We start from the raw sequence: 21,565 nt of genomic DNA on the forward strand, positions 1-21,565 counted from the left end.
CGGTCAATCCCTTAACCTCTACGCCATTCGTCACGCCACGACCTCCCGCCAAGGAATTCGATGAACGCGCCCCCCCGCCACCTCCCCGCCGGCCATGCGCAATTGCGCAGTCTGCTGCCCGGCCTGATGCTAGGCCTGTTCATGGCCGCCCTCGACCAGACCATCGTGGCCGCCGCCCTGCCCGCCATCGCCCGCCAACTGTCCGGTGCCGAACTGCTGGCCTGGGTGGTTTCCGGCTACCTGCTGGCGATGACGGTGGCCACGCCGCTGTTCGGCAAACTGGGCGACCAGTTGGGCCGCCGGCGGATGCTGGCCGTCGCCCTGCTACTGTTCGTCCTGGCCTCGGTGCTTTGCGCTCTGGCCCGGGACATGGGTGAGCTGGTGGCTGCCAGGTTGCTGCAGGGCATCGGCGCAGGCGGCCTCATGGCCACTACCCAGGCCCTGGTGGGCGACCTGGTGGAGCCCGCCGAGCGCGGCCGCTACCAGGGCTGGTTCAGCAGCATGTTCGCCCTGGCGAGCCTCGCCGGGCCGGTGCTGGGCACCGCCCTCAGCACTCGGCTGTCCTGGCACTGGGTGTTCTGGCTGAACCTGCCCCTGGGGGTGCTGTGCTTCCTGCTGGCGCGCCCAGCGCTGAAGTCCCTGGTGCAGCAGCGTCGAGACTCACCCATCGACTACCTGGGTGCCGCCCTGCTGTCCTTGGGCCTGGCCTCCCTGCTCTGGCTGGTCGGCCGTGTCGGCCATGCAGTGGATCCTCTGGACGCCGGCAACCTCACCGCGCTGGGGTTGTGCGCCGTGGCACTGCCGCTGTTCGTCGCCAGCCAGAAGCGCGCCAGCGATCCGCTGATCCCCCTGCCGCTGTTGCGCATCGCGACGGCACGGGGCGGCTGGCTGCTGCTCTTCTTCGCCAGTTTCCAGGCGATTGGCCTGGCCGTGCTGATTCCCCTGCACGCCAGTGGCCATGGGCTTTCCAGCAGCACCGCACAGCTCACCGCTATCGCCTTCGGTGCGCCCCTTGGCGCCTATCTGGGGGGACGGCTGAGCGCCCACTGGGGTCGCTACAAAGGCCTGCTGGTAACCGGCAGCTCACTACTGCCGCTGGCCTTGTTGGCCTGGGCCTGGCTACCGCTGTCCGCCGGCGGTCATCTGCTGGTGCTGCTGCTTTGTGGCGCCGCCCTCGGCATGCAGTTCCCCACCTCCCTGGTGGCGGTGCAGAACGCCGTGCCGACCGAGCACCTGGGCGTCGCCACCGGGCTCTGCGGCCTGTCCCGCGGCCTCGGCGGTGCACTAGGAGTAGCGGCATTGTCCAGCCTTTACTGGCTGCTCTCGCCGGAGGCGCCGAGCGACGCCCTGGAACTGGCTGGTGGCGAGCTCGCCAGCGACGCGTTCCGCCAGCTGTTGCTGCTGGACACCCTGGTCGCCCTGCTACCGCTGCTGATCGCCCTGCGCCTGGAGGACCTGCCGCTGCGCCGGGCGTAGGGTGCACGGCGCACACCGCCCGATCCATCCTACGAACTGACTCCAGCCCGTAGGATGGGTAGAGGAACGAAACCCATCGCCTCGTTGGAGTCCAGGGCGATGCGGCACAGGCGCTTCGGCCTCATTGCACCCCTGCAACCGGCGGCGCGACCACCCCGACCCGGCGCGCATAGTCCAGCCAGGCCCCCTTGAGGCGCTCCAGGGTTGCCGGCTGTTCAGCTGCCAGGTCCTGCTGCTCACCCCGGTCCCGGGACAAGTCGAACAACTGCCAGCGCAGCGGCGGCGGAACATCACCGGGTTTGCCCCAGGGCACCAGGCCGAGCAGTTTCAGGTTGCCTTCACGGTAGTAGCGGCTGCCGAACAGTTCCCCGGCCATGACCGGTGCTTGGTGGCCCTGGCCTTCCAGCATGGGCAGCATCGAACGGCCGGTGATGGGGTGCTTCGGCTGGCCGTTCCAGCTGGCGCCCGGATCGGGCAGACCAGCCAGGGCGAGGAAGGTCGGCGCCAGGTCGTCCACCCGTGCGACGCTGCGCTCCAGGCCCTGACGACGAAGGCTGGCCGGCAACAGGACGATGGCCGGGACGCTGATGCCGCCCTCGGCGGTGCTGCCCTTGAACAGCCGCAGGGGCGCCGCGCTCACCTCGGCCCAACGCAGTCCGTAGTCGATCTGCGAGCCGCGCCGGCCAATGTTCGCCAGGCTGTTGTCGGTGTCGGGCCCGGCTGGGTAGAACTGCTCGTGGCGCTCGCCGGCAGCGCCATTGTCGGAAATGAACACCACCAGGGTGTTGTCCAGTTGGCCGCTCTGGCGCAGGTAGTCGAGAAGGCGACCGACGTTGTGGTCGAGGTTGTCGACCATGGCCGCGTAGATCTCCATCTTGCGGGCCTCGACACGCTTCTGCGCGACGTTCAGGTGATCCCAATCGGGAAGTTGCGGGCTCGCGGGCAAAGGCGCGGCACTCTGGAAGTCCGCGGGCAGCAGGCCCATGGTTTTCATTCGCTCGATTCGCCCCTGGCGTATTGCGTCATAACCGCCGTCGTAGCGACCCCGGTACTTGTCCAGGTAAGCCTCCGGCGCCTGCAGCGGCCAGTGTGGCGAGGTGTAGGCGGCGTAAGCGAAGAACGGCTTGCCGCTGCCTTCCCCCGCCTTCAGGTAGCCGATCAGCCTGTCGGTGTAGAAATCCGTGGAGTAGAAATCCACCGGCAGCTCCACCGGGCGACCGTTCTCACGGTAGGTGACCTGTTCGAGCTTGGTCGCGGCGCCTGCCGCCGGCTTGAAGTGCACGGCGCCGCCCTCCAGCAGGGTGAAAGACTGCTCGAAGCCGCGCCGGTCGGGCCCCTGCTCCGGGGCCAGGCCCAGGTGCCACTTACCTACCATGCTGGTGCGATAGCCACCACCCTGCAGCAGCTCGGCGATGGAATGAGCCTGCTGGTTGAGGTAGCCCTCATAGCCCGGCTTGCCGCGTTGGAAGGGCTGGATCGCCTCACCCATGGTGCCCAGCCCGGCCAGGTGGTTGTCAGTGCCGGACATCAGCATCGCCCGCGTTGGCGAACAGGTGGGCGCAGCGTACATGTTGGTCAGCTGCAGGCCGCTTTCGGCCAGGCGATCCAGGTTCGGCGTGGCGATCTCGCCACCGAAGGCGCCCAGGTCCGAGTAACCCAGGTCATCGGCGACGATCAGCAGGATATTGGGCCGCTCGGCGGCACCGGCATGAAGCGGCGCCAGGCAAGCCAGGGCAGCCAGCAGCAGGGAAAAGCGCACGGGGAACTCCTTTTCTCATTCTTCGAAGATGGCTACGGCGCGGACGAAGCCCGCCGAGGCATGCTTGATCTTGTAGGGGAAGCAGGACACCAGGAAGCCGCTGGCCGGGAGACTGTCGAGGTTGGCGAGCTTTTCCATCTGGCCGTAGCCGATGTCGCGCCCGGCCTTGTGCCCTTCCCAGATGATCGAGGCATCCCCCGATTTGGCGAAGCGCTCGCGGGTGTACTTGAACGGCGCGTCCCAGCTCCAGGCGTCGGTGCCCACCACCCGGACACCGCGTTCCAATAGGTAAAGCGTGGCTTCACGACCCATGCCGACACCGGCTTCGAGGTAGCCCGGTTGACCGAACAGACTGCCGGCGCGGGTGTTCACCAGCACAATGTCCAGCGGTTTCAGCTCGTGGCCGATACGTGCCAGCTCCGCCTCCACTTCGGCGGCGGTGACCACATGGCCGTCGGGCAGCGCACGAAAATCCAGCTTCACCCCCGGCTGCAGACACCAATCGAGGGGCAACTCATCGATGCCGAAGGCGGGCTTACCGCCATCGGTGGTAGACGCATAGTGCCATGGGGCATCCATGTGGGTGCCGCTGTGGGTGGTAATCGCCAGGCGCTCGGCAGCCCATGACTCATTGCCTGGCATCTGGTCGAGGGACAGGCCGGGGAACATGGCGGCCATTTCCGGCCAACCCTGCTGGTGGTCCATGTAGTCGATCCTCGGCAGAAGCGGCGGCGGATCGGTGTAGGGGTTGTTGTCCAGGGTGACGGAAAGGTCGACCAGGCAGCGTTTGCGGGCAAGGGTCATGGCGGCGGTTCTCAAGCGGTTCGTTCAATGGCGTGGGTACGCCGGGACGTGGCATTCAGCGCGTTGCGCACCAGGGCCTGGGCCGAGCCGTCGTGGCGGAAGCCCAGGGTCCGGGCCAGTGGCGTACGCAGGGGTGGGTAGCGGCCGAACAGGGCCTCCAGGCTGTCGTCGGGCCGGTAGCTGACCAGATCCCTGCGGTTGTCGCCGAAGGCTTCGGCCAGGGCCTCGACCACCTGGGCGACGGATAGCTGCAGCACCGGCAGCTGCCAGATGGGTTGCGCCCCGGGGTTGTCGAGTCCGGCGGCATGCAGCAGGTTGTCGACGCAGCAGCGAGCCGACATCCACCAGGCCGTGGCGCTGGGAGACACCGGGCACTCGTAGGCTTCGCCTGCAGCCAGGGCGTGCATCAGGTCGCTCATGAAGGCCGAGCGCAGCCCATTGGGTTCCCGTGGACGGGCGACGATGCCGGGCAGGCGCAAGACGCGGCCATCCACTTCGCCACGGCGGGCCAGGTCGCTGACCTGGGTTTCCACCATCAGCTTGTGGGCGCCGTAGGACAGCGCCGGGCGTGGCATCAGCCCCTCGTCCATGCGCTTGGGCAGGTCGGCGCCGTACACCGCCACGCTGCTGGCGTACACCAGCACCGCTGGACGTGCCGCGCGGCGCAGCTGATCCAGCAGCTCCAGGCTGGCCAACAGGTTGACCTGGTGGCCCAGGCCATACTCCCGCTCCGCCGCGCCACCGGGGATGCTAACCAGGTGGAAGACCACGTCCATGCCGTCGGCCAGGGCCCTGCGCAGCAGTGTGGGATCGGTGATGCTGCCCTCCAGCAAACGCAGGCGGTGGTCCTCCGCGAAGCCGTCGAGACGCTGGTCGAGCAGCACCAGCGCCTCGATCCCGCGGCCGCGCAGGCTGCCCGATTCCAGCAGGCGCTGAACCAGTTGCCGGCCGAGAAAGCCCCCGGCCCCGGTGACCATCACACGCATGGCGAACCTCCCTGAATCACCCGCTGGTCGATGGCGCCGAACAGCACCGAGCCGTCGCTGTTGCGCGCCTCCATGCGCACCCGGTCGCCGAAGCGCATGAAGCCGGTGGCCGGCGCCCCCTGGGCGATCATTTCGATGGCGCGGCGCTCGGCGATGCAGGCCGAGCCGACGCTACGATCGGCGTTGGAAACGGTGCCCGAACCCAGAATGCTGCCGGCGGCGAGGCGGCGGGTCAGGGCCGCGTGGGCGATCAACTGGTGGAAGCCGAAGTGCATGGCGCCGCCATGGGGATGGCCGAACCATTGGCCGTTCCACGCCACGTTCAGCGGCAGATGCACGCGACCGTCGCGCCAGGCATCGCCCAGCTCGTCAGGGGTCACCGCCACCGGGGCGAAGCTGGAGGACGACTTGGCCTGGATGAAACCGAAGCCAGTCTTCATTTCCCGGGGCGCTAGGGCGCGCAGGCTGACGTCGTTGACCTGCAGCACCAGGCGGATGTGCCCCAGCGCCTGCTCGGCGGTGCAGCCCATGGGCACCTCGTCCACCAGCACGGCGAACTCGCCCTCGAAGTCGATGCCGTGGGCTTCGCTGGGCAGCGGAATGTCCTGACGGGCGCCGAGGAAGTCGTCGCCGGCACCCTGGTACATCAGCGGCGTGGTTTCCACGCCTTCGATGGGGTCGAGATTGAACGCGCGCTGCATCAGCTCGCCATGGCTGAGGAAACAGGAGCCGTCCAGCCATTGCCAGGCCCGGGGTAGCGGCGCCATGACCTGTTCAGGATCAAAGTCGAAGGCGTCCTCCAGCTCGCCCCAATTGAGGGCGTCGTAGCGGCCGCGCAGGTCCGCCTCCAGGCTCCACCAATGATCCACCGCTGCCTGCAGCGTGGGGGCGATATCGGTGGCGTCCACCGCGCGGGTCAGGTCGCGGGATACCAGCAGCAGGCGCCCGTCGCGGCTGCCGTCGGCCAGGGTGGCGAGCTTCATTTCAACACCTCCGCCAGCGACGGTGCGTAACGGCCATCCAGCAGGATGAAGACCATCCGCGCCATGGCCTCGGTGCGGTTGCTCCAGGCGTGGTTGGTGCCGCGCTGGACCACGATGTCGCCGCGCTTGAGGTGGACTTCCTCGCCATCCAGCACCAGCCAGACCTCGCCCTCGGTGACGATGCCGTAGTCCAGGGTCTCGGTGCGGTGCATCAACTTATGCTTCGAATCAGCCTTGCCAGTGCCGGCGTGGGCTTCACCGATCTCGGCAAAGGCGGCGGCCGCGTCTTCGGCGCTGACCTGGTTCTGCACGCTGTCCGGCGGGATATCCACCACGCGGATCACGCTGCCCAGGGCGTCGGGGGACAGTTGCAGCGGCTTGGCGGTGGGGTCGTCGCCGTTGTCCAGGGTTGCCGGGCTGGTGGCGCTGTTCCACACCTCGTAGAACAGGGTGCCGGGCACAGCTTTCAGCGGGAAGTTGTTTGGCGTCGGACCGGCGATGGCAACCACGGCCTGGCCGGTGGCGTCGTGGCCGGTGACCACGCGCTTGAAGGGGGGAAGTGCGTGCATGGAAACTCCTTTCAATTGCCGTCGCCGATGGTGGTGCCACCGTCGACGATGATGTTCTGTCCGTTAATGAAGGCGCCGCCCGGGGCGGCCAGCAGCAACGCCAAGGCCGCCACCTCTTCCGGCCGGCCGACGCGGCGCAGAGGGGTCAGGGCGAGACGGCGGGCCATGACCTCGGGGTTGTCGGTTAGCGGACGGGCGAATTCGGTCTGGATCACGCCGGGGCTGATGGCGTTGACGCGGATGTTGGCGGGGCCCCACTCCACGGCCAGGTTGCGCGCCAGCTGGGCCAGCGCCGCCTTGGACAGGCCGTAGAGACCCAGGCCCTTGTTGCCACGTACGCCGGCGATGCTGGCCATCAGCACCAGGCTGCCGCCGCCCTGCTCCGCCATCACCGGCAACAGCTCGTTGCTCAACCACACAGCGCTTTCCAGGTTGATCCCCATGGTCAGGCGCCAAGCCGTTTCATCGGCGCTGTGCAACGGGCCGAAGTGCGGCGCCACGCCGGCATTGCACACCAGCGCATCGATCCGCCCGTGCTGGTCGAGCACCTGCCGCGCCAGTGCGCGAACCTCGTCCGGCTGGGCTAGGTCCGCGGGGATGCCGGTGATGTCGAAGCCTTCGTCGCGCAGTTCGGCCGCCACGCGCTGGCAGTCGTCGGCGTTCTCGCTGCTGATCGCCAGGCGCGCACCGGCGCGACCGTACTCACGGGCGATGGCCAGGCCGATACCACGGGTGGCGCCGGTGATCAGCGCGACCCGGCCTTCGAGGGAAAACAACGAGCTGCTCATAGGATGCGGCACCCCTGCTCGAAGGACAGGCGGGGGCCGGCGGGGCGCAGGCCCGTGTCATCGCCATAGCCCAGGCAGCAGAGGAAGTTGCTGCGCCAGCGGCCGTCCGGGAAGAACGTGGCGTCCACCTGGGCGTTGTCGAAGCCGGACATGGGCCCGCAGTCCAGGCCCAGGGCGCGCGCCGCGAGGATCAGGTAGGCGCCCTGCAGGCTGCTGTTGCGCAGCGCGGCGGTAAACGCCGCCTGCGGATTCTCACGGTAGGCCGCGCCGGCGTCGTAGATCGGGAACAGCTCGGGCAACAGTTCGAAGAAGCGGCTGTCCCAGGCGACGATGACGGTCACCGGCGCCTGCAGCATCTTGTCGCCGTTATGACCCTTGAGGGCCGGCAACAACTGGTTCTTGGCCTCCGGGCTGCGCACGAAGACGAAGCGTGCCGGACTGCAGTTGTTGCTGGTGGGGCCCTGGCGCAGGGCCTGGTAGAGCTGGTGAATCAGTGCCTCGGGCACCTCGCGGTCCTGCCAGAGGTTGTGCGAGCGGGCCTCGAGGAACAGCTGGTCGACAGCGGCGGAATCCAGAGGATGGGCCATGGGGTACTCCGAAAAGGTTCAGGACAGGCTGGTGGCCGGCGCAGCCAGCGGTCGGAACAGCCAGGGCAGTGCCAGGCAGGCGACGGCCAGGAACAACTGGGCGATGGCCACCAGAGCCAGGGCCGCCGGCAGCGCACCGGCTTCGCCCTGGGTCAGGGCCAGCACAACCAGCGGACTGATGAACTCGCCGGCGAACAGGGCGGCGGTGAAACCGCCGGTGGCCCGTCCGCGCTGGACGAAGCTGACCTGGCTCATCACCCAGGTGATCAGGGTCGGCAGCAGCAGGCCGATGCCCAGGCCATTGACCAGCACCGCCACGATCACCAGGGCATGGCTGGCGGCACTGGCCATGAGCCAACCGCCGAGCCCGGCGGTGGCGAAGGCCAGCAGCAACAACAGCGGGCGGCGCAGCCCCGCCAACAGGCGGAAGCTCAGGGCCCCGGCCAGCACCCCCAGCTGATTGGCGCCCATGGTCATGCCTATTTGCTGCGGCGCATCCACATGCAGCAGGGCCAGCAGGAAGCCGGCCTGCACCGGCACGATGAACAGGCTGATACCCGCCAGCACTGTTAGCCCGTACAGCGGCAGCAGCGCACCCCAGGGGAAGCGCCCGGCTTCACTGACATGCACGTCGCCGACGCTGGGCGTGGGCTCCCAGAGCAGCGCCGCCATCAGCGGCATGAACAGCAGGCCTACGGCGTAGAGCACGAACGGGGTTCGCCAGTCGTCCTGCCCCAGGGCACCGCCCAGGGCGATGAACACGGCGGCCGACAAGGAAGTGGCGACCATTTGCAGGGCGAACAGTCGCTCGCGGCGCGCGCCCTGGTAGTAGTCGCCCATCAGGGTGGTGCAGCAGGTCATGATGCCCGCCTCCGCCAGGCCCAGGCCGGCGCGGCTGGCGACGATCGCCGGCAGCGACTCCAGCCACAGCGGCAGCAGGCCGCAGAAGGCATAGAGCAGCATGGAAGCAAGCAGCAGCGGCTTGCGCCCCAGGCGGTCGGCGATCATGCCGGCGAAGGGCGCCAGCAGGGCGATCACCAGGGCCGGGATGGTCAGGGCGATGGGTGCCAATACCGCGGCCCCCGGGGTTTCCGCGAAGTGCGCCTGCATGCGCGGCAACACCGGCGCCAGGAGCACCGCGCCGAGCACCGGCAGGCAGCTGCCGATCAGCAGCAACAGCGATTGCGGCAGACCCGCCTGGCGTTCAGCGGCGCTCATCGCGTACCTCCGGCATGAAGCCATAGGCGCCTTCGGCGTAGTGCCCGACAGCCTCGGGCAGGCTTTTCCAGATGCTTCGCAAGGTGGTGATCAGTCGTGTCATCTCGATCTGCTCTTGTTGTTGTTCTGTGGTTTCAGGAATTCACGGCATCCAGCAGCAGCGCCTGGTCGACCCGCTCTTCGTGCCGTTGCGCCGGCAGCGCCGGGTCTTCGGCCACCGCGTCGCCGCGACGGGTCGCCGGCAGCAGGAAGTAGGCGAGCGCCGGCAGCAGGACCAGGGCGCCGACCATGTTCCAGACGAACATGAACGCCAGCAGCACGCCCATGTCGGCCTGGAACTTGATGGGCGAGAAGATCCAGGTGCCCACGCCGATGGCCAGGGTGACCCCGGTGAGCATCACCACCTTGCCGGTAGAGACCAGCGCCCGGTAATAGGCCTCGGAGAGGCTGGCGCCCTGGCGCAGGTGACCGAGCATGATGCTCATGACGTAGAGCGCGTAGTCGATGCCGATGCCCACCCCGAGGGCGATCACCGGCAGCGTGGCCACCTTCACGCCAATGCCGAGCCAGACCATCAGCGCCTCGCAGAGGATCGAGGTGAGCATCAGCGGGATCACGGCGCAGAGGGTCGCGCGCCAGGAGCGGAAGGTGATGAGGCAGAGCAGGATCACCGCGCCGTAGACCCAGAACAGCATCTCGCGGTTGGCTTCCTTGACCACGATGTTGGTGGCGGCCTCGATCCCGGCGTTGCCGGCGGCCAGCTGGAACTTCACCTCGTCGGTGTCGTTTGCCGCGGCGAAGGCTTCCACGTGTTCCACCAGGCGGCTCAGGGTCTCGGCCTTGTGGTCGGTGAGGTAGACGTAGAGCGTCAGCAGGCTGCAGGACTCGTTGTACAGGCCGCGCGGTGCGCTGGCGGTGATCATGTTGAGCATCGCCTGGTTGTTCTGCAGCTCGTACCACTTCGGGCTGCCCTCGGAGAGGCCCACCAGCATGCGGCGGTTGAGCAGCGCCAGGGAGTTGGTCGAATCCACGCCCGGCAGACTGCGCAGCTGCCAGTCCAATTCGTCCACCTTGCGCAGGATGTCGTAGCGCGCGCATACGCTGTCCGGCGTGCGCACCATGATCGCGAAGAGATCGCTGCTGGCCCCGTAGCTGCGGGTCATGAAGGCGTCGTCCTGGTTGTAGCGCGAGTCCGGGCGCAGCTCGGGGGCGCCGGCGTCCAGGTCGCCGATGGCCAGGTGCAGGCTGACCATGAAGCCGAGCACCGCCATCACCAGGCTGACGCCCACGCAGATCGCGGCCCAGGGCTTGCGGGTGAAGAGGTCGAGGAAACGCCAGAACGCGTGCCGGGCCTGGCCGCCCTGCTCCGCCCGCTCACTCTTCAGGCTCAGTTCGGCCGCACGGGGGCTGACGCCGACATAGGAGAGCAGCACCGGCAGCAGGATGAGGTTGGTGAAAATCAGCACAGCGACGCCGATGCTGGCGATGATCGCCAGGTCCTGGATCACCTGGATCTGGATGATCATCAGCACGGCGAAACCGACCGCGTCGCAGAGCAGCGCGGTGAGGCCGGCGAGGAACAGGCGGCGGAAGGTGAAGCGCGCTGCCACCACGCGGTGCATGCCGCGGCCGATGTCCTGCATGATGCCGTTCATCTTCTGTGCGCCGTGACTCATGCCAATGGCGAACACCAGGAAGGGCACCAGCACCGAGTACGGGTCCAGCTCGTAGCCCAGCAGCGGCAGCAGACCCAGTTGCCAGACCACCGCTACCAGCGAGCAGAGCACCACCAGTACCGTGCTGCGCACGCAACGGGTGTAGCCATAGAGCACCACGGTGGTGATGAGGATGGCGACAGCGAAGAACAGCAGGATCTGCTCCAGCCCCTCGATCAGGTCGCCCACTTTCTTGGCGAAGCCGGTGATGTGGATGTCGACACTGTCGCTCTGGTACTGGATGCGCAGGGCCTCCAGCCGGTCGGCCAGTGCCCTATAGTCCAGCGGTTTGCCATCCGGCGTACGCGCCAAAAGCGGCACGTAGATGATGCTGGAGCGCTGGTCGAAGGCCACCAACTGGCCGATCTCGTTGGACAGCTGCACGTTGCGCCGCAGCTCACCCAGGGAAGCGGCGCTGCCATCGTACTCGTCCGGAATCACCGGCCCTCCGTCGAGCCCTTCTTCGGTCACCGACACCCAACGCGTGGCCGGCGTCCATAGGGACTTCATATAGGCCCGGTCGACACCTGGCAGCAGGTAGATCTGATCACTAAGCGCCTGCAGGGTGCGCAGATAATCGGCGTCGTAGATATCGTCATTGCGGTGAGCGACGGCGATACGCAGGGCGTTGCCGAGGCCCGACAGCTCCTTCTGGTTGGCCAGGTAGTTGGCGATGTACGGATGTCCGGTGGGGATCATCTTCTCGAAGCTGGCGTTCAGTTCCAGGCGGGTCGACTGCCAGCCGAGTAGCACAGTGGTCACCAGGCATAGCAACAGCACCCAGTGACGGTGATTGAACAGGGCCCGTTCCACCAGCGAGCCGGAACGGGAATCGAACGCGTCCTGGCCGGACGGAATGGCTTGGCGAGCGGAATTCATGAACTCACTCCGAAGCGGAAACGGCGGACTGCGGCAGGCGCGACAGGCCGGTGAAACCAGCAAAAACGAGGCTGCCGTCGGCGGCCTGGACCAGACCTGAAACCGGCTTGCCCAGGGGCTTGGTCGCTGGGGCGAAGGCGCCAGGCGTGCTGGCGAACAGGCCGCCGGCCTGGTTGGCCAGGAGCACACGACCATCATCCAGGCGGATGGCGTCGCTGAAGGACAGCGGCGCCATCATCGGCAACGCTTCCGCGCTGTCGGCGTCTTTCGCGAGGAGGAAGGCGTGTCCCTTGAGCCCGCCGATCAGCAGCGCCCCGTCGGCACGGCTGGCGAGGGTGAACAGGGTGCCGGCATAAGGGCTCTCCAGTTGCTGGAACTGCTGGCCATCCGGTGAGCGCGCCAGGTAGCCCTGCTCGCCGGCAAGGAACCAGGCCACGCCCTGACGGGCCACGGCGTAGAGGTGCAGGCCCATGGGGTTGTCGATGGTGCCCATCACCGAGCGCCAGGTGGTTCCGCCATCCTCGGTGCGCAGGGCAAGGCCGTAGGCCCCCACCACCAGCCCATGCTCTGCGTCGCTGAAGGCCAGGGCCAGGAGGGGCTTATCTGCGCCCTCCTCCACCAAGCGTTCGGCGGTCTGCACCCGAGTCTCGGCAGCTTCGGCGTCCGCCGCAGCCGGCAGTTCATGGCGCGCGGCATCCAGTTCCAGCTGCGCGGCGCGACGGCCGTCGAGCTGCAACGCCCAGTTTTCGCCACCGTCGGTGGTCGCCAGAACCACGCCGGCATGGCCGACCGCCCAGCCATGGCTGGCGTCGACGAACTGCACGGCGGTCAGCCCCACCGACACCGGCACCTGTGCCTGGCGCCAGTGCTGACCGTTGTCGTCGGATAGCAGGACCAGGCCCCGCTCGCCCACCGCCACCAGGCGATCACCGGCGCGGGCCAGGTCGGTGAACACCGCGCGCTCGGCATTGGGCACCTGCATCGCGGGGCTTTCCAGTACATCGCCGACGCCCTTGGCGTCGGCCAGGCAAGGGGCCGCGATCGGCAGGGCGAGGGCCAGCAGCAGGCCGCTCACCTGACGCAATCTGTTCATGTTCTACCTCGAATTCAGCCAGACCCGGGGAGGGCTGGCGCCCTCCCCTAACTTCATCAACGCACGCCACGTCCCGCCATCGCCGCCGGGGAGAACTCCGCCGGCTTGTAACGCTCGACCAGGCCGTACTGTTGGTCCTTGCCGGCGTAAAGGTTCTGGATGAACCAGGCACCGGACACCAGGTCGTAGAAGCCCGAGGACAGTTGGGCCACGGCGGGCAGGTCCGGCATCACAGCCGGCAGCGACCAGAGGGTCTTGGCCAATTGGCCATTGGCATCCCAGCGGTCGCCCAGAAGCGCCTGCCAGGTGTCCTCGTCGAGGTAATAGCGGCCCTTGGGAAGCTGGTGGCGCTTGCCGGGGGCGAGGTCGGCTTCCACTACCCAGACGCGGTGCAGTTCCCAGCGCACGTAGTCGGGGTTCAGGTGATGCTTGTCGAACAGGTCTTCCGGCTTGGCGGCGGTCTGCACTTTGTTGGTGTTGTAGGGGATGTACATCTCCTGCTTGCCCACCAGCTTCCAGTCGAAGCGGTCCATGCGGCCCTGGAACACGCTCAGCTCGTCGAAAGACATCACCCCGGCGGTAGCCGGAGTCGGTGTGTCGCAGCAGGCGTTGGGCAGCTTGCGCACGCGGCGCTGGCCGGTCAGGTAGACGTGGGCCTGGGACTTGTCGCCGTTGAGGTTGGTGCGCCCCATGATCTGCTCGCCGGCACGCAGGGGCGGGCCGACGTTGAGCAGGCGGAACAGCCAGTAGTCACCCTCGAAGGTGGCGGCGCTACCGTCCTGGTAGTAATAGGGCATCTCCTGCACGGCCTTGCCATCAGTGGTCATAACCTGCGCACCATCGGCGGTCATCAGGTAGTGGCGGAAATCCATCGCCACCGAGGTGCCGCGCCAATTCAGCAGGTGGTTCCACATGGCCTCGGCGCCGCTCTTCGGCACCGGGAACGGGATGCCGCCAAAGGCGCCTTCCGGTACCGGGCCGGCGCTGCTGTCCACCAGCTTGGCGTTCTCTGCGTTCTTCAGGGTGTTGTCGTAAACCCACTGCGGCGCCGCAGCGCTTCGGCGTGTGGGGTAGACGTCAATGCGATAGGTTTCGGGGTAACGCTTGAACATGGCCTTGACGCCATCGCTTAGCTTGTCGGCGTACTGGTCCAGGTTCTTCGCGGTGATGCTGTAAAGCAGCTTGTCGCTGGCGAAGGGGTCACCGCGCTTGCCGCCTTCCTTGAACGACGGGTCCACCTTGGTGTAGCCGCCATCCCAGGCCGGGATGCTGCCGTCCGCGTTGCCGGCGCGCTCGGCGCCCAGCGGGGTGAGGCTCTTGCCCAGGTCATCCACACTGGCGGCGAGGGCGGGTTGCAGGCCAAGGGCAGCGGCGCCAAGCAGAGCCAGGCAGAAGGTCTTGAGAGTGAACGGGATAGTCATGCGCAAGTCCCTCAGAAGGTGGTTTTCACGGAGAAGGCCAGGTAGTCCCGGTCCTTCAGCGACTGCTTGAAGGTGAAGTGCGAAACGGAGTCGAGGTTGGTGTCCTCCGAGCCATAGAAGTGGGTGTAGGTCAGGCCCAAGGTGACCCGGTCGAGGTAGGTGGCGCTGACACCGATGTTGAAGTCACCCCCGTTGTCCGGACCGAAGCTCCCCACCACCGACGACTTGCCCAGAGGGAAGTAGCTGATGCCCATCGGCACGCTGAGGTCGACACCGGGGAACACTTGGCGGTAAGTCGGGGTGTAGACCAGCTTCAAGCCGAGACCGTCGTCGGTGGCACCCGGGTCCAGCGCCGCACGGTTCTTGGTCACACTGAGCAGGCGGTTCCAGGCGATCTCGCCCACCAGGCTGGCCTCGTTGGAGATGAGCGACGGACCGAGGGAGGCGAGCATGTTCAGGTTGACGTGGGCGGTGCGGCCCACCGCGTAGAGCGGGTTGTCATTGTTGTCGGCGACCACGCCGGGCAGCACTGTCTGGCCGTTGGAAACCAGCGGCATGTTCCAGCGCATGGAGGCCTCACCGGCGAAGCTGAACTCGTCCACCGTAGTGGTGAAGCTCGCGCCCAGCGCGCGGATGTCTTCCGGGTAGACCCAGTAGAACTGGCCCACCTCGCCGGTGGCGAAGTTCGGCCCGGTGGCACTCGGCTTGAGGTACAGCTTCGGCGTCTTGTCGTGGTACTGGATGGCGTAGAGGCCGTACTCCACGGTGTCTGCGCTGTAGCGCAACTGCAGGCCACCCTGCCCCGAGCTCCTTGCCTCCTTGTCGTTACCATGGAAGAAGGCCGCTGGGCTGCTCGGGTTGCCACCGAGGAAGGCCGGGAACGGCGCGCCGACGATCAGGCGTTCGTTGCCTTCGCCGAGCACATCACTGACCGAGAAGTAGCTGCCGGCCGCTGGCAGTCGGGTCTCTTCCCACTCGAACTGGTAGAAGGCGCCGAGGGAAACGTCGTCGGTTAGCTGGTAGGTCGTGGACAGCTGGCTGACTGGACGGGTGATCTCCTTGAACTGGGTGTTCGGCACGGAGATGGCCTTGACCACATCCACCGGGGCCATGCCGCCGGCGATGCCGTTGGCGCCGAAGAACAGGCTCTCGCCCCAGATCAGGCCGTGGCGGCCGAGGCGCACGGACAGGCTGCGATCCGCAAGATCACCGTTCCAGTAGACGAAGGCATCCAGCAGCTCGCCATCGCCACCATGAAGGTGGCGGGTGTCATCGGTGAATTCGTTGTAGGCGACCGAGCGTGCGTTGGCACGGGTCGGATCGTCGTTGTCGTTGTCGTTCTGGTACTCGGTGTCGAACCAACCGGCACCGCTGACTCGGGCACCGAAGTCACGGTAGCCAATGTCCAGTTCGGACAGAATGTCGAGGCGGTTGGAGATCAGACCCTTGTCGAAGGCGCGGTCGCCGTCGTCCTGGTTCAGGGCGACCTGCCCTTCGGTGAGCTTGCTGCTCTGGTCCTTCAGGCGCCAGGCGGCGCTGTACTTGAGCGTGTTGTCCCAGCGCAGACTCAGGTCCGGATTGCCGGTCTGGATCTGGAAAGCGTGGACGGAGGGGGCACCGCATACCAAAGCTGCTGCGAGCGTCAGGGTGAACGGCGCACACCGCGATGCGGCGCTATAGCGTATAGCCATTGAACGAACCCTCTTATTGTTCTTGTTGGCGAACTTCTTGTGAGCCACCACCGGCCGGATCAAGGCAGTCCGGACCGGTGCGGTCGAAATGCCGGAGTGGCATCGCGCGGCGGGATTGACCGGGCGACGGGCAAAGGTTGACGTGCGGGGCTAGCTCTGACTAATCGCTTGTTGGGATGCGACCTATCGGCAATCGCGATACCTGAAAGGCACCGCGAGTTGCTACGCGAGGGGGTGTTTCGGGGTGGATCGGGGGCAGGAAGCGGTTGTCACCCGGGTTCAACTGTCACCCTGTTCGCGCGACCGGGTGTAAGCCCTGGGCCCCACGCCCAGGTGCTGCTTGAAGGCGCTGCGGAAGGCCGACTCGGAGCGATAGCCGTAGCGCTCGGCGATATCCGCCACGCTGGCCCGTCCCTTCAGCAGCTCCCTTGCCGCGTGGCGCATGCGGGTAGCGATCAGGTATTGGCCGGGCGACTGGCCGAGCAGTGCGCTGAACCGCCTCGAGAAGGTCGCGCGGGACATGCTGGCTTCGGCGGCAAGGGTCTCCACGGACCAGTCCAGCTCCGCTTGCGAATGGATGGCGATCAGTGCCTTGCCCAGGCGCGGGTCGGTCAGCGCCTGCAGCCAGCCCGACTGCCCTTCGGGAATCAGCAGGATGTAGTCACGCAGGAAGCTGGTCAGCAGGAAGCCAGCGAGCAGTGCCGCCGGCCCCATGAATCCCGGCTTCTGGGTCTGGTCCTCGCCCAGCATCCAGCTCAGCGTTGGCATCAGCCACTGCGCCGAAGCCCCGCAGCGACCGGGCAGCACGAGCACATCCGGCAGGCTGGATAACAGCTGGTTTCGCTCGGGCTCGTGAAGCACACAGGCCACCGTCAGCAACCGGGGATTCCGATGGACACCGTCGCCGCCGAAATGGATGGGCGCACTACGGCGTGACCGGGAGTGAAGGTCCTCCGGCAGCTTGAGCCGGCGCCACATATCCAGGAAGGGCTCCAGGGGCAGACCAGGCTGCGAGGCAATGGCGACCTTCGCCTCTCCCAGCACCAGCACCAGGTCGCCGACCTCCAGTTGCAGGTCCTGCTGCCCCTCCCTGATCAGCCAGCAGGGCTTGTCCAGGACGCCGTAGAGCAGCGCGGTCGAGCTGTCCATCCGCGGCATGTCCAACCCCCATTCGCCCGGGCTGTGAAAGACCCCGATCGAACTGGCGTCGAGCCGGATGGAAAGCAGCAGTTCACCGAGAAAGTCCATTGGCCACCACTGAGACGATTTAGCCGGAAAACAATCAGATACCAGCTGGTTCGTCCAGCTTATTTTGTCAATAGTGGGGCCGGCCCGATGAATCCATAAGGAGAACAAGAAACATGGCCTTCCTGAAAAACACCTGGTACATGGCTGCCTGGGCCAATGAGGTGCCAGAAGGGGAATTATTCAACCGAACCATTCTCGGCGAGTCGGTTCTGCTGTATCGCCTGCAAGATGGCACCATCGCGGCGATCGGCAACCGCTGCCCCCATCGCTTTGCGCCGCTCTCGATGGGCAAGCTGTGCGGCAACGCCGTCCGCTGCCCCTATCACGGTCTGGAGTTCGATAGCACCGGCGCCTGCGTCCACAATCCCCACGGTGAGGGGAAGATCCCGGCAGCGGCTCGCGTCAAGGCCTATCCAGTGGTGGAGCGGCATCTTGCTGTGTGGATCTGGATGGGTGATGCGGAACGGGCGGATCCCGATCTGATCGCCGATTACGCCTTCCTCGCGGACGCCAGGCCGACGGCTCGGAATACCGGGTATCTCCACTCCACCTGCAACTACCAGTTGCTGTGCGACAACATCATGGACCTCAGTCATGTCGACTTCCTCCATCCCACCACCCTGGGAGGTGGTGCGCTGAGCTCCGTAGGCGCGCAGGTCAGCGAGCTCGACAGGGACCGGGTGCGCATCCTCTGGGAAGCCAGGAACGAAGTAGCGCCTCCAGCCTTCGCCGCCCACATGCCCGACCCTTCCGCACCGGCGGATGTCTGGTCCGAAGTGATCTGGTCGGCACCATCACTCATGCATCTCGGCGCCGGCGTGACAGCCCCGGGAAGGCCCTACTCAGAAGGCGTCAGCAGCTCGAACCTGCACATCATGACCCCTGAGTCCGAGAGCACCACCCATTACTTCTTTGCCAACACACGCTCGTTCCTGCAGGACGACGGGGAGTTCAACAGCTTCATCGACCAGATACTGATCGGCGTCTTCGCCAACGAAGACAAGCCAATGGTGGAGGCCCAACAGCAACTCATGGGGAGTGCCGATTTCTGGTCGCTCAAACCACTGTTGCTACCCGGTGACGCTGGCGCCATTCGCGCACGACGGATTCTCGATCGGCTGATCGCGCAGGAGCAGGGACAGGCCTGACCGGCGATCCCTGAGATTTCGCTCACGGTAGGTTGGGCGACACGCGCTCAGTCGTCCTGGGGGTCGTACTCGTTCACATGGGCTACCTGGCCGTGCAGGCGTCCCAGCAGCTCGATCAGGGTGTCCACCTCTTCCGGGCTGAGATCACCGAGCAACCGGCGCTCGCGCTCGAGCGCCACCTTCAGCACCCGATCATGCAGTTCCCGCCCGCTGGCGGTGAGGCTCACGGTATTGCGCCGGGCGTCCTGCGGATCCACCTGGCTGCTGACATGCCCGGCCGCTTCCAGCGCTTGCAGCGATCGGCTGACGGCGCTCTTGTCCAGGCCGATCACCTGGCAGATGCGATTGGCCGTGATGCCGTCCTCCACCGCCAGCATGGACAGCATCCGCCACTCCACGACGCCGATCCCGAAGTGCTTGCGATAGCACTGCGAGGCGCCGGTGGCGAGCTTGTTGGCAAGGAAGGTGAGCAGCGCGGGAACGTAGCGGGCAAGGTTCAGCTGAGAATCGGTGTGCATGGACGAAGCGCCTTACTGACGAGGTGCATGATCAAATTGGTTGACACCGCAACCAATTACTCCGAGGATTACCTCCATCGAAGCGGCGCGGGCATTCGTCCGCATGATATGCCGCCGCGGAACCACACAAAAATAATTATCAGGTCCTTGCCATGAACCACCTCGATTACGCCTACCCCTCCCTGCACTTCCGCCGCAGCGCCCTCCCCGTCTCGTTTTCGGGCTGAGCCAGCACCCACACCGGGTTCTCAAATTCCACTTTTTGCAAACACCACTTCAGTGTGGAGGGCAGCGTCATGCTCCAGGTTCGTGTAACCCGAAAAACCCGAGAAGCCGAAGGTATCTGCAGCTTCGAGCTTTGCGCCGCCGATGGTGGTGAACTTCCACCGTTCGAGGCCGGCGCCCATATCGATGTCCACATCGGCGTCGGATTCACCCGCCAGTACTCCCTTTGCAATCATCCGGAGGAACGCCATCGCTACCTGATCGGCGTCCTCGACGCCCCTGCCTCGCGCGGCGGCTCCCGGGCGATGCACGAGCGGGTGGTACAAGGACAACTGCTCGAAATCAGCGAGCCCCGCAACCTCTTCGCCCTGGATCACCAGGGCACCCGGCACCTGCTGTTCGCCGGAGGCATCGGCATCACGCCGATCCTGGCGATGGCCTGCGAGCTGTCCCACCGGGGGGCGGACTTCGAGCTGCATTACTGCTTCCGCTCTCAAGAGCGCGCCGCGTTCATCGAGCAGCTCCGGTACTCGCCCTTTGCCGGACGCGTGCACCTGCATGACGACAGCGGCGCCCAGGCGCAGAAGCTGGACGCCGCCGCGCTTCTGGCAAATCCGGATGCCGGCAGCCACCTCTATGTCTGCGGCCCGGGCGGGTTCATGGGCTACATCCTGGGCGCCGCGGAAAAAGCCGGCTGGCCTGAGGCCCAGGTGCACCGCGAATTCTTCGCGGCGACGCCCACCCAACCTGGCACGGATGCCCCCTTCGAGGTCGAGCTGGCCAGCAGTGGCCAGGTCTTCCACATACCCGCCGACCGCAGCGTGTTCGAGGTGCTCGACGAAGCCGGGATCGCGATCGAGACCTCCTGCGAACAGGGTATCTGCGGTTCCTGCATCACCCGTGTCCTGCAAGGCGTCCCGGATCACCGCGACCAGTTCATGACGGCGGCCGAGCACGCGTGCAACGACCAGTTCACGCCGTGCTGCTCGCGGGCGAAATCGCCGCGCCTGGTCCTCGACCTCTGAATCCCTATCCAGAACAACAACCGTGAACCCTGGAGATCACCATGAGTGCATCCGCTGCTGAATCGCTCGCCTACGAGGCCAGCTCCCCCTCCGTACCCAGCTTCCCGCTGGACCAGTGGTACGTGGCGGCCCTGGGCTGGGAACTGAAGGACCAACCCCTCGGCCGGACCCTGTTGAACAAGCCCGTCGTGCTGTTTCGCACCGCCGACGGCCAGGTCGCAGCACTGGAAGACCGCTGCTGCCACCGGGCGCTGCCCCTGTCCAATGGCACCCTGGAAGAACGTGGCGTGCGCTGCGGCTACCACGGACTGCTGTTCAACGCCGAGGGCAAATGCCTGGAAATCCCCGGCCAGGACAAGCTGCCCAGCAAGGCCAAGGTACCGGCCTACCACGTTCGCGAGCAGGACCAGATCGTGTGGATCTGGTTCGGTAGCGAGGCCCATCCGCAGCCCACCTGCGAGCCTCCGGTCTATGACGTCCACAGCAGCGGCAAGTACCTGTTCGATGGCGACGTCTACCACTACGACGCCCCTTACCAGCTCATCCATGACAACCTGATGGACCTCAGCCACCTGGGCTATGTCCATCTGCACACCATCGGTGGCAACGCGAGCATCCACATGAACGCGCAAATGAAAGTGGAAGAGGTCGGCGATGTAGTCCGCGTCGTTCGTCACATGCCGGACTCGGTGCCGCCCCCCACCTACACCGCCGCCTACCCCTTCAAGGGCAATGTGGATCGGTGGCAGGAGATCGAATTCCACGTCAGCCACCTGCGCATCTGGACCGGTGCCGTGGATGTGCGCACCGACGCCCTGGACGACCCGGATCGTGGCGGTTTCCACATGCGTGGTTTCCATGGAGTGACCCCGGAGACGGAGTCCACCAGCCACTACTTCTGGACCATGGCCACCAACCCGAAGAGCGACCCGGAGGCGGTCAAGGCCAAGGTCATCGAGCAAACCATCCTGACCTTCGACGAAGACAAGATCGTGGTCGAGGCGCAGTACCGGAACATGTGCCGCTTCGGCGGCCGCCCCATGCTCGACATCCACGTCGACGCAGGCGCCAACCGCGCGCGGCGAATCATCGAACAGCTTCGCCACTCCACCCGTTGAGTGCACGGCGGGTGTTCCCGGCTGGATGGGCGCCCGCCCCTTTTTTCCCGATTCGCGCAAATCCCATGCGCATTCAAGGAGGTCTCATGTCTGGTAATCGTGGTGTCGTTTATCTCGGTGCGGGCAAAGTCGAAGTCCAGAAGATCGACTACCCCAAAATGCAGGACCCTCGCGGCAAGAAGATCGAACACGGGGTCATCCTCAAAGTCGTCTCCACCAATATCTGCGGCTCGGACCAGCACATGGTGCGCGGCCGTACCACCGCCCAGGTCGGCCTGGTGCTCGGCCACGAGATCACCGGCGAGGTGATCGAG

Annotated in this window: 19 protein-coding genes; 5 read left to right on the forward strand and 14 right to left on the reverse strand. The window is 66.2% G+C overall.

Annotated elements, in window-relative coordinates; translation table 11 throughout:
• The first annotated feature begins 60 nt into the window (after positions 1–60).
• Complete coding sequence (locus tag E8E95_RS07895; protein WP_280349333.1) at positions 61–1,476, forward strand: MFS transporter; 1,416 nt, start codon at positions 61–63, stop codon at positions 1,474–1,476.
• 121 nt (positions 1,477–1,597) lie between these two features.
• Here the strand turns inward: E8E95_RS07895 and E8E95_RS07900 are convergent, their stop codons facing one another.
• The 13 genes from E8E95_RS07900 to E8E95_RS07960 all read right to left on the reverse strand — a co-directional run bounded on the left by E8E95_RS07900 (position 1,598) and on the right by E8E95_RS07960 (position 17,217).
• Complete coding sequence (locus E8E95_RS07900; RefSeq protein WP_280349334.1) at positions 1,598–3,235, reverse strand: arylsulfatase; 1,638 nt, start codon at positions 3,233–3,235, stop codon at positions 1,598–1,600.
• Between the two features lie 15 nt (positions 3,236–3,250).
• A complete protein-coding gene (locus E8E95_RS07905; RefSeq protein ID WP_280349335.1) occupies positions 3,251–4,039 on the reverse strand; it encodes a cyclase family protein in 789 nt (262 codons plus the stop codon).
• Positions 4,040–4,050: 11 nt separating this feature from the next.
• Complete coding sequence (locus tag E8E95_RS07910; protein WP_280349336.1) at positions 4,051–5,025, reverse strand: NAD-dependent epimerase/dehydratase family protein; 975 nt, start codon at positions 5,023–5,025, stop codon at positions 4,051–4,053.
• Complete coding sequence (locus tag E8E95_RS07915) at positions 5,016–6,008, reverse strand: fumarylacetoacetate hydrolase family protein (RefSeq protein WP_280349337.1); 993 nt, start codon at positions 6,006–6,008, stop codon at positions 5,016–5,018. Before E8E95_RS07915 ends, E8E95_RS07910 begins: the two co-directional genes overlap by 10 nt.
• Complete coding sequence (locus E8E95_RS07920; RefSeq protein WP_280349338.1) at positions 6,005–6,577, reverse strand: cupin domain-containing protein; 573 nt, start codon at positions 6,575–6,577, stop codon at positions 6,005–6,007. Before E8E95_RS07920 ends, E8E95_RS07915 begins: the two co-directional genes overlap by 4 nt.
• Positions 6,578–6,588: 11 nt before the next feature.
• A complete protein-coding gene (locus E8E95_RS07925) occupies positions 6,589–7,365 on the reverse strand; it encodes an SDR family oxidoreductase (RefSeq protein ID WP_280349339.1) in 777 nt (258 codons plus the stop codon).
• On the reverse strand, positions 7,362–7,952 hold the full coding sequence (locus E8E95_RS07930) for a malonic semialdehyde reductase (RefSeq protein ID WP_280349340.1): 591 nt from the start codon (positions 7,950–7,952) through the stop codon (positions 7,362–7,364). The genes E8E95_RS07925 and E8E95_RS07930 overlap by 4 nt, the downstream gene beginning before the upstream one ends.
• 18 nt (positions 7,953–7,970) lie before the next feature.
• Positions 7,971–9,170 (reverse strand): MFS transporter, encoded by a 1,200-nt coding sequence (locus tag E8E95_RS07935; protein WP_280349341.1) that lies wholly within the window; start codon positions 9,168–9,170, stop codon positions 7,971–7,973.
• 134 nt (positions 9,171–9,304) lie between these two features.
• A complete protein-coding gene (locus tag E8E95_RS07940; RefSeq protein ID WP_280349342.1) occupies positions 9,305–11,764 on the reverse strand; it encodes an MMPL family transporter in 2,460 nt (819 codons plus the stop codon).
• A gap of 4 nt (positions 11,765–11,768) precedes the next feature.
• Complete coding sequence (locus E8E95_RS07945) at positions 11,769–12,857, reverse strand: YCF48-related protein (RefSeq protein ID WP_280349343.1); 1,089 nt, start codon at positions 12,855–12,857, stop codon at positions 11,769–11,771.
• A 56-nt stretch (positions 12,858–12,913) separates the two neighbouring features.
• The gene (locus E8E95_RS07950; protein ID WP_280349344.1) at positions 12,914–14,278 is read right to left on the reverse strand and encodes a DUF1329 domain-containing protein; all 1,365 of its coding nucleotides are present in this window, start codon (positions 14,276–14,278) and stop codon (positions 12,914–12,916) included.
• Between the two features lie 11 nt (positions 14,279–14,289).
• Entirely contained in the window at positions 14,290–15,969 is a 1,680-nt protein-coding gene (locus E8E95_RS07955) for a DUF1302 domain-containing protein (protein WP_280349345.1), read from the reverse strand.
• A gap of 279 nt (positions 15,970–16,248) precedes the next feature.
• Positions 16,249–17,217 (reverse strand): AraC family transcriptional regulator, encoded by a 969-nt coding sequence (locus tag E8E95_RS07960; protein WP_179059868.1) that lies wholly within the window; start codon positions 17,215–17,217, stop codon positions 16,249–16,251.
• 113 nt (positions 17,218–17,330) lie between these two features.
• On the opposite strand from E8E95_RS07960, the gene E8E95_RS07965 reads away from it, so the two are divergent.
• Positions 17,331–18,365, forward strand: a complete 1,035-nt coding sequence (locus tag E8E95_RS07965) for an aromatic ring-hydroxylating dioxygenase subunit alpha (protein WP_179059869.1) — start codon at positions 17,331–17,333, stop codon at positions 18,363–18,365.
• A gap of 47 nt (positions 18,366–18,412) precedes the next feature.
• On the opposite strand, the gene E8E95_RS07970 is transcribed toward E8E95_RS07965, so the two are convergent.
• Complete coding sequence (locus tag E8E95_RS07970; RefSeq protein WP_179059870.1) at positions 18,413–18,883, reverse strand: MarR family winged helix-turn-helix transcriptional regulator; 471 nt, start codon at positions 18,881–18,883, stop codon at positions 18,413–18,415.
• 296 nt (positions 18,884–19,179) lie between these two features.
• On the opposite strand from E8E95_RS07970, the gene E8E95_RS07975 reads away from it, so the two are divergent.
• From E8E95_RS07975 to E8E95_RS07985, 3 genes are all read left to right on the forward strand, one after another.
• Positions 19,180–20,133, forward strand: a complete 954-nt coding sequence (locus E8E95_RS07975; protein ID WP_280349346.1) for a PDR/VanB family oxidoreductase — start codon at positions 19,180–19,182, stop codon at positions 20,131–20,133.
• Positions 20,134–20,174: 41 nt separating this feature from the next.
• Entirely contained in the window at positions 20,175–21,251 is a 1,077-nt protein-coding gene (locus E8E95_RS07980) for an aromatic ring-hydroxylating dioxygenase subunit alpha (protein ID WP_280349347.1), read from the forward strand.
• An 86-nt stretch (positions 21,252–21,337) separates the two neighbouring features.
• Positions 21,338–21,565, forward strand: a 228-nt coding sequence (locus tag E8E95_RS07985) for an alcohol dehydrogenase catalytic domain-containing protein (protein WP_280349348.1), incomplete at its 3' end; no start/stop codon positions are given.

The sequence above is a fragment of the Pseudomonas sp. BN414 genome (genome assembly GCF_029871275.1).
GTDB classification, from domain to species: domain Bacteria; phylum Pseudomonadota; class Gammaproteobacteria; order Pseudomonadales; family Pseudomonadaceae; genus Metapseudomonas; species Metapseudomonas resinovorans_C.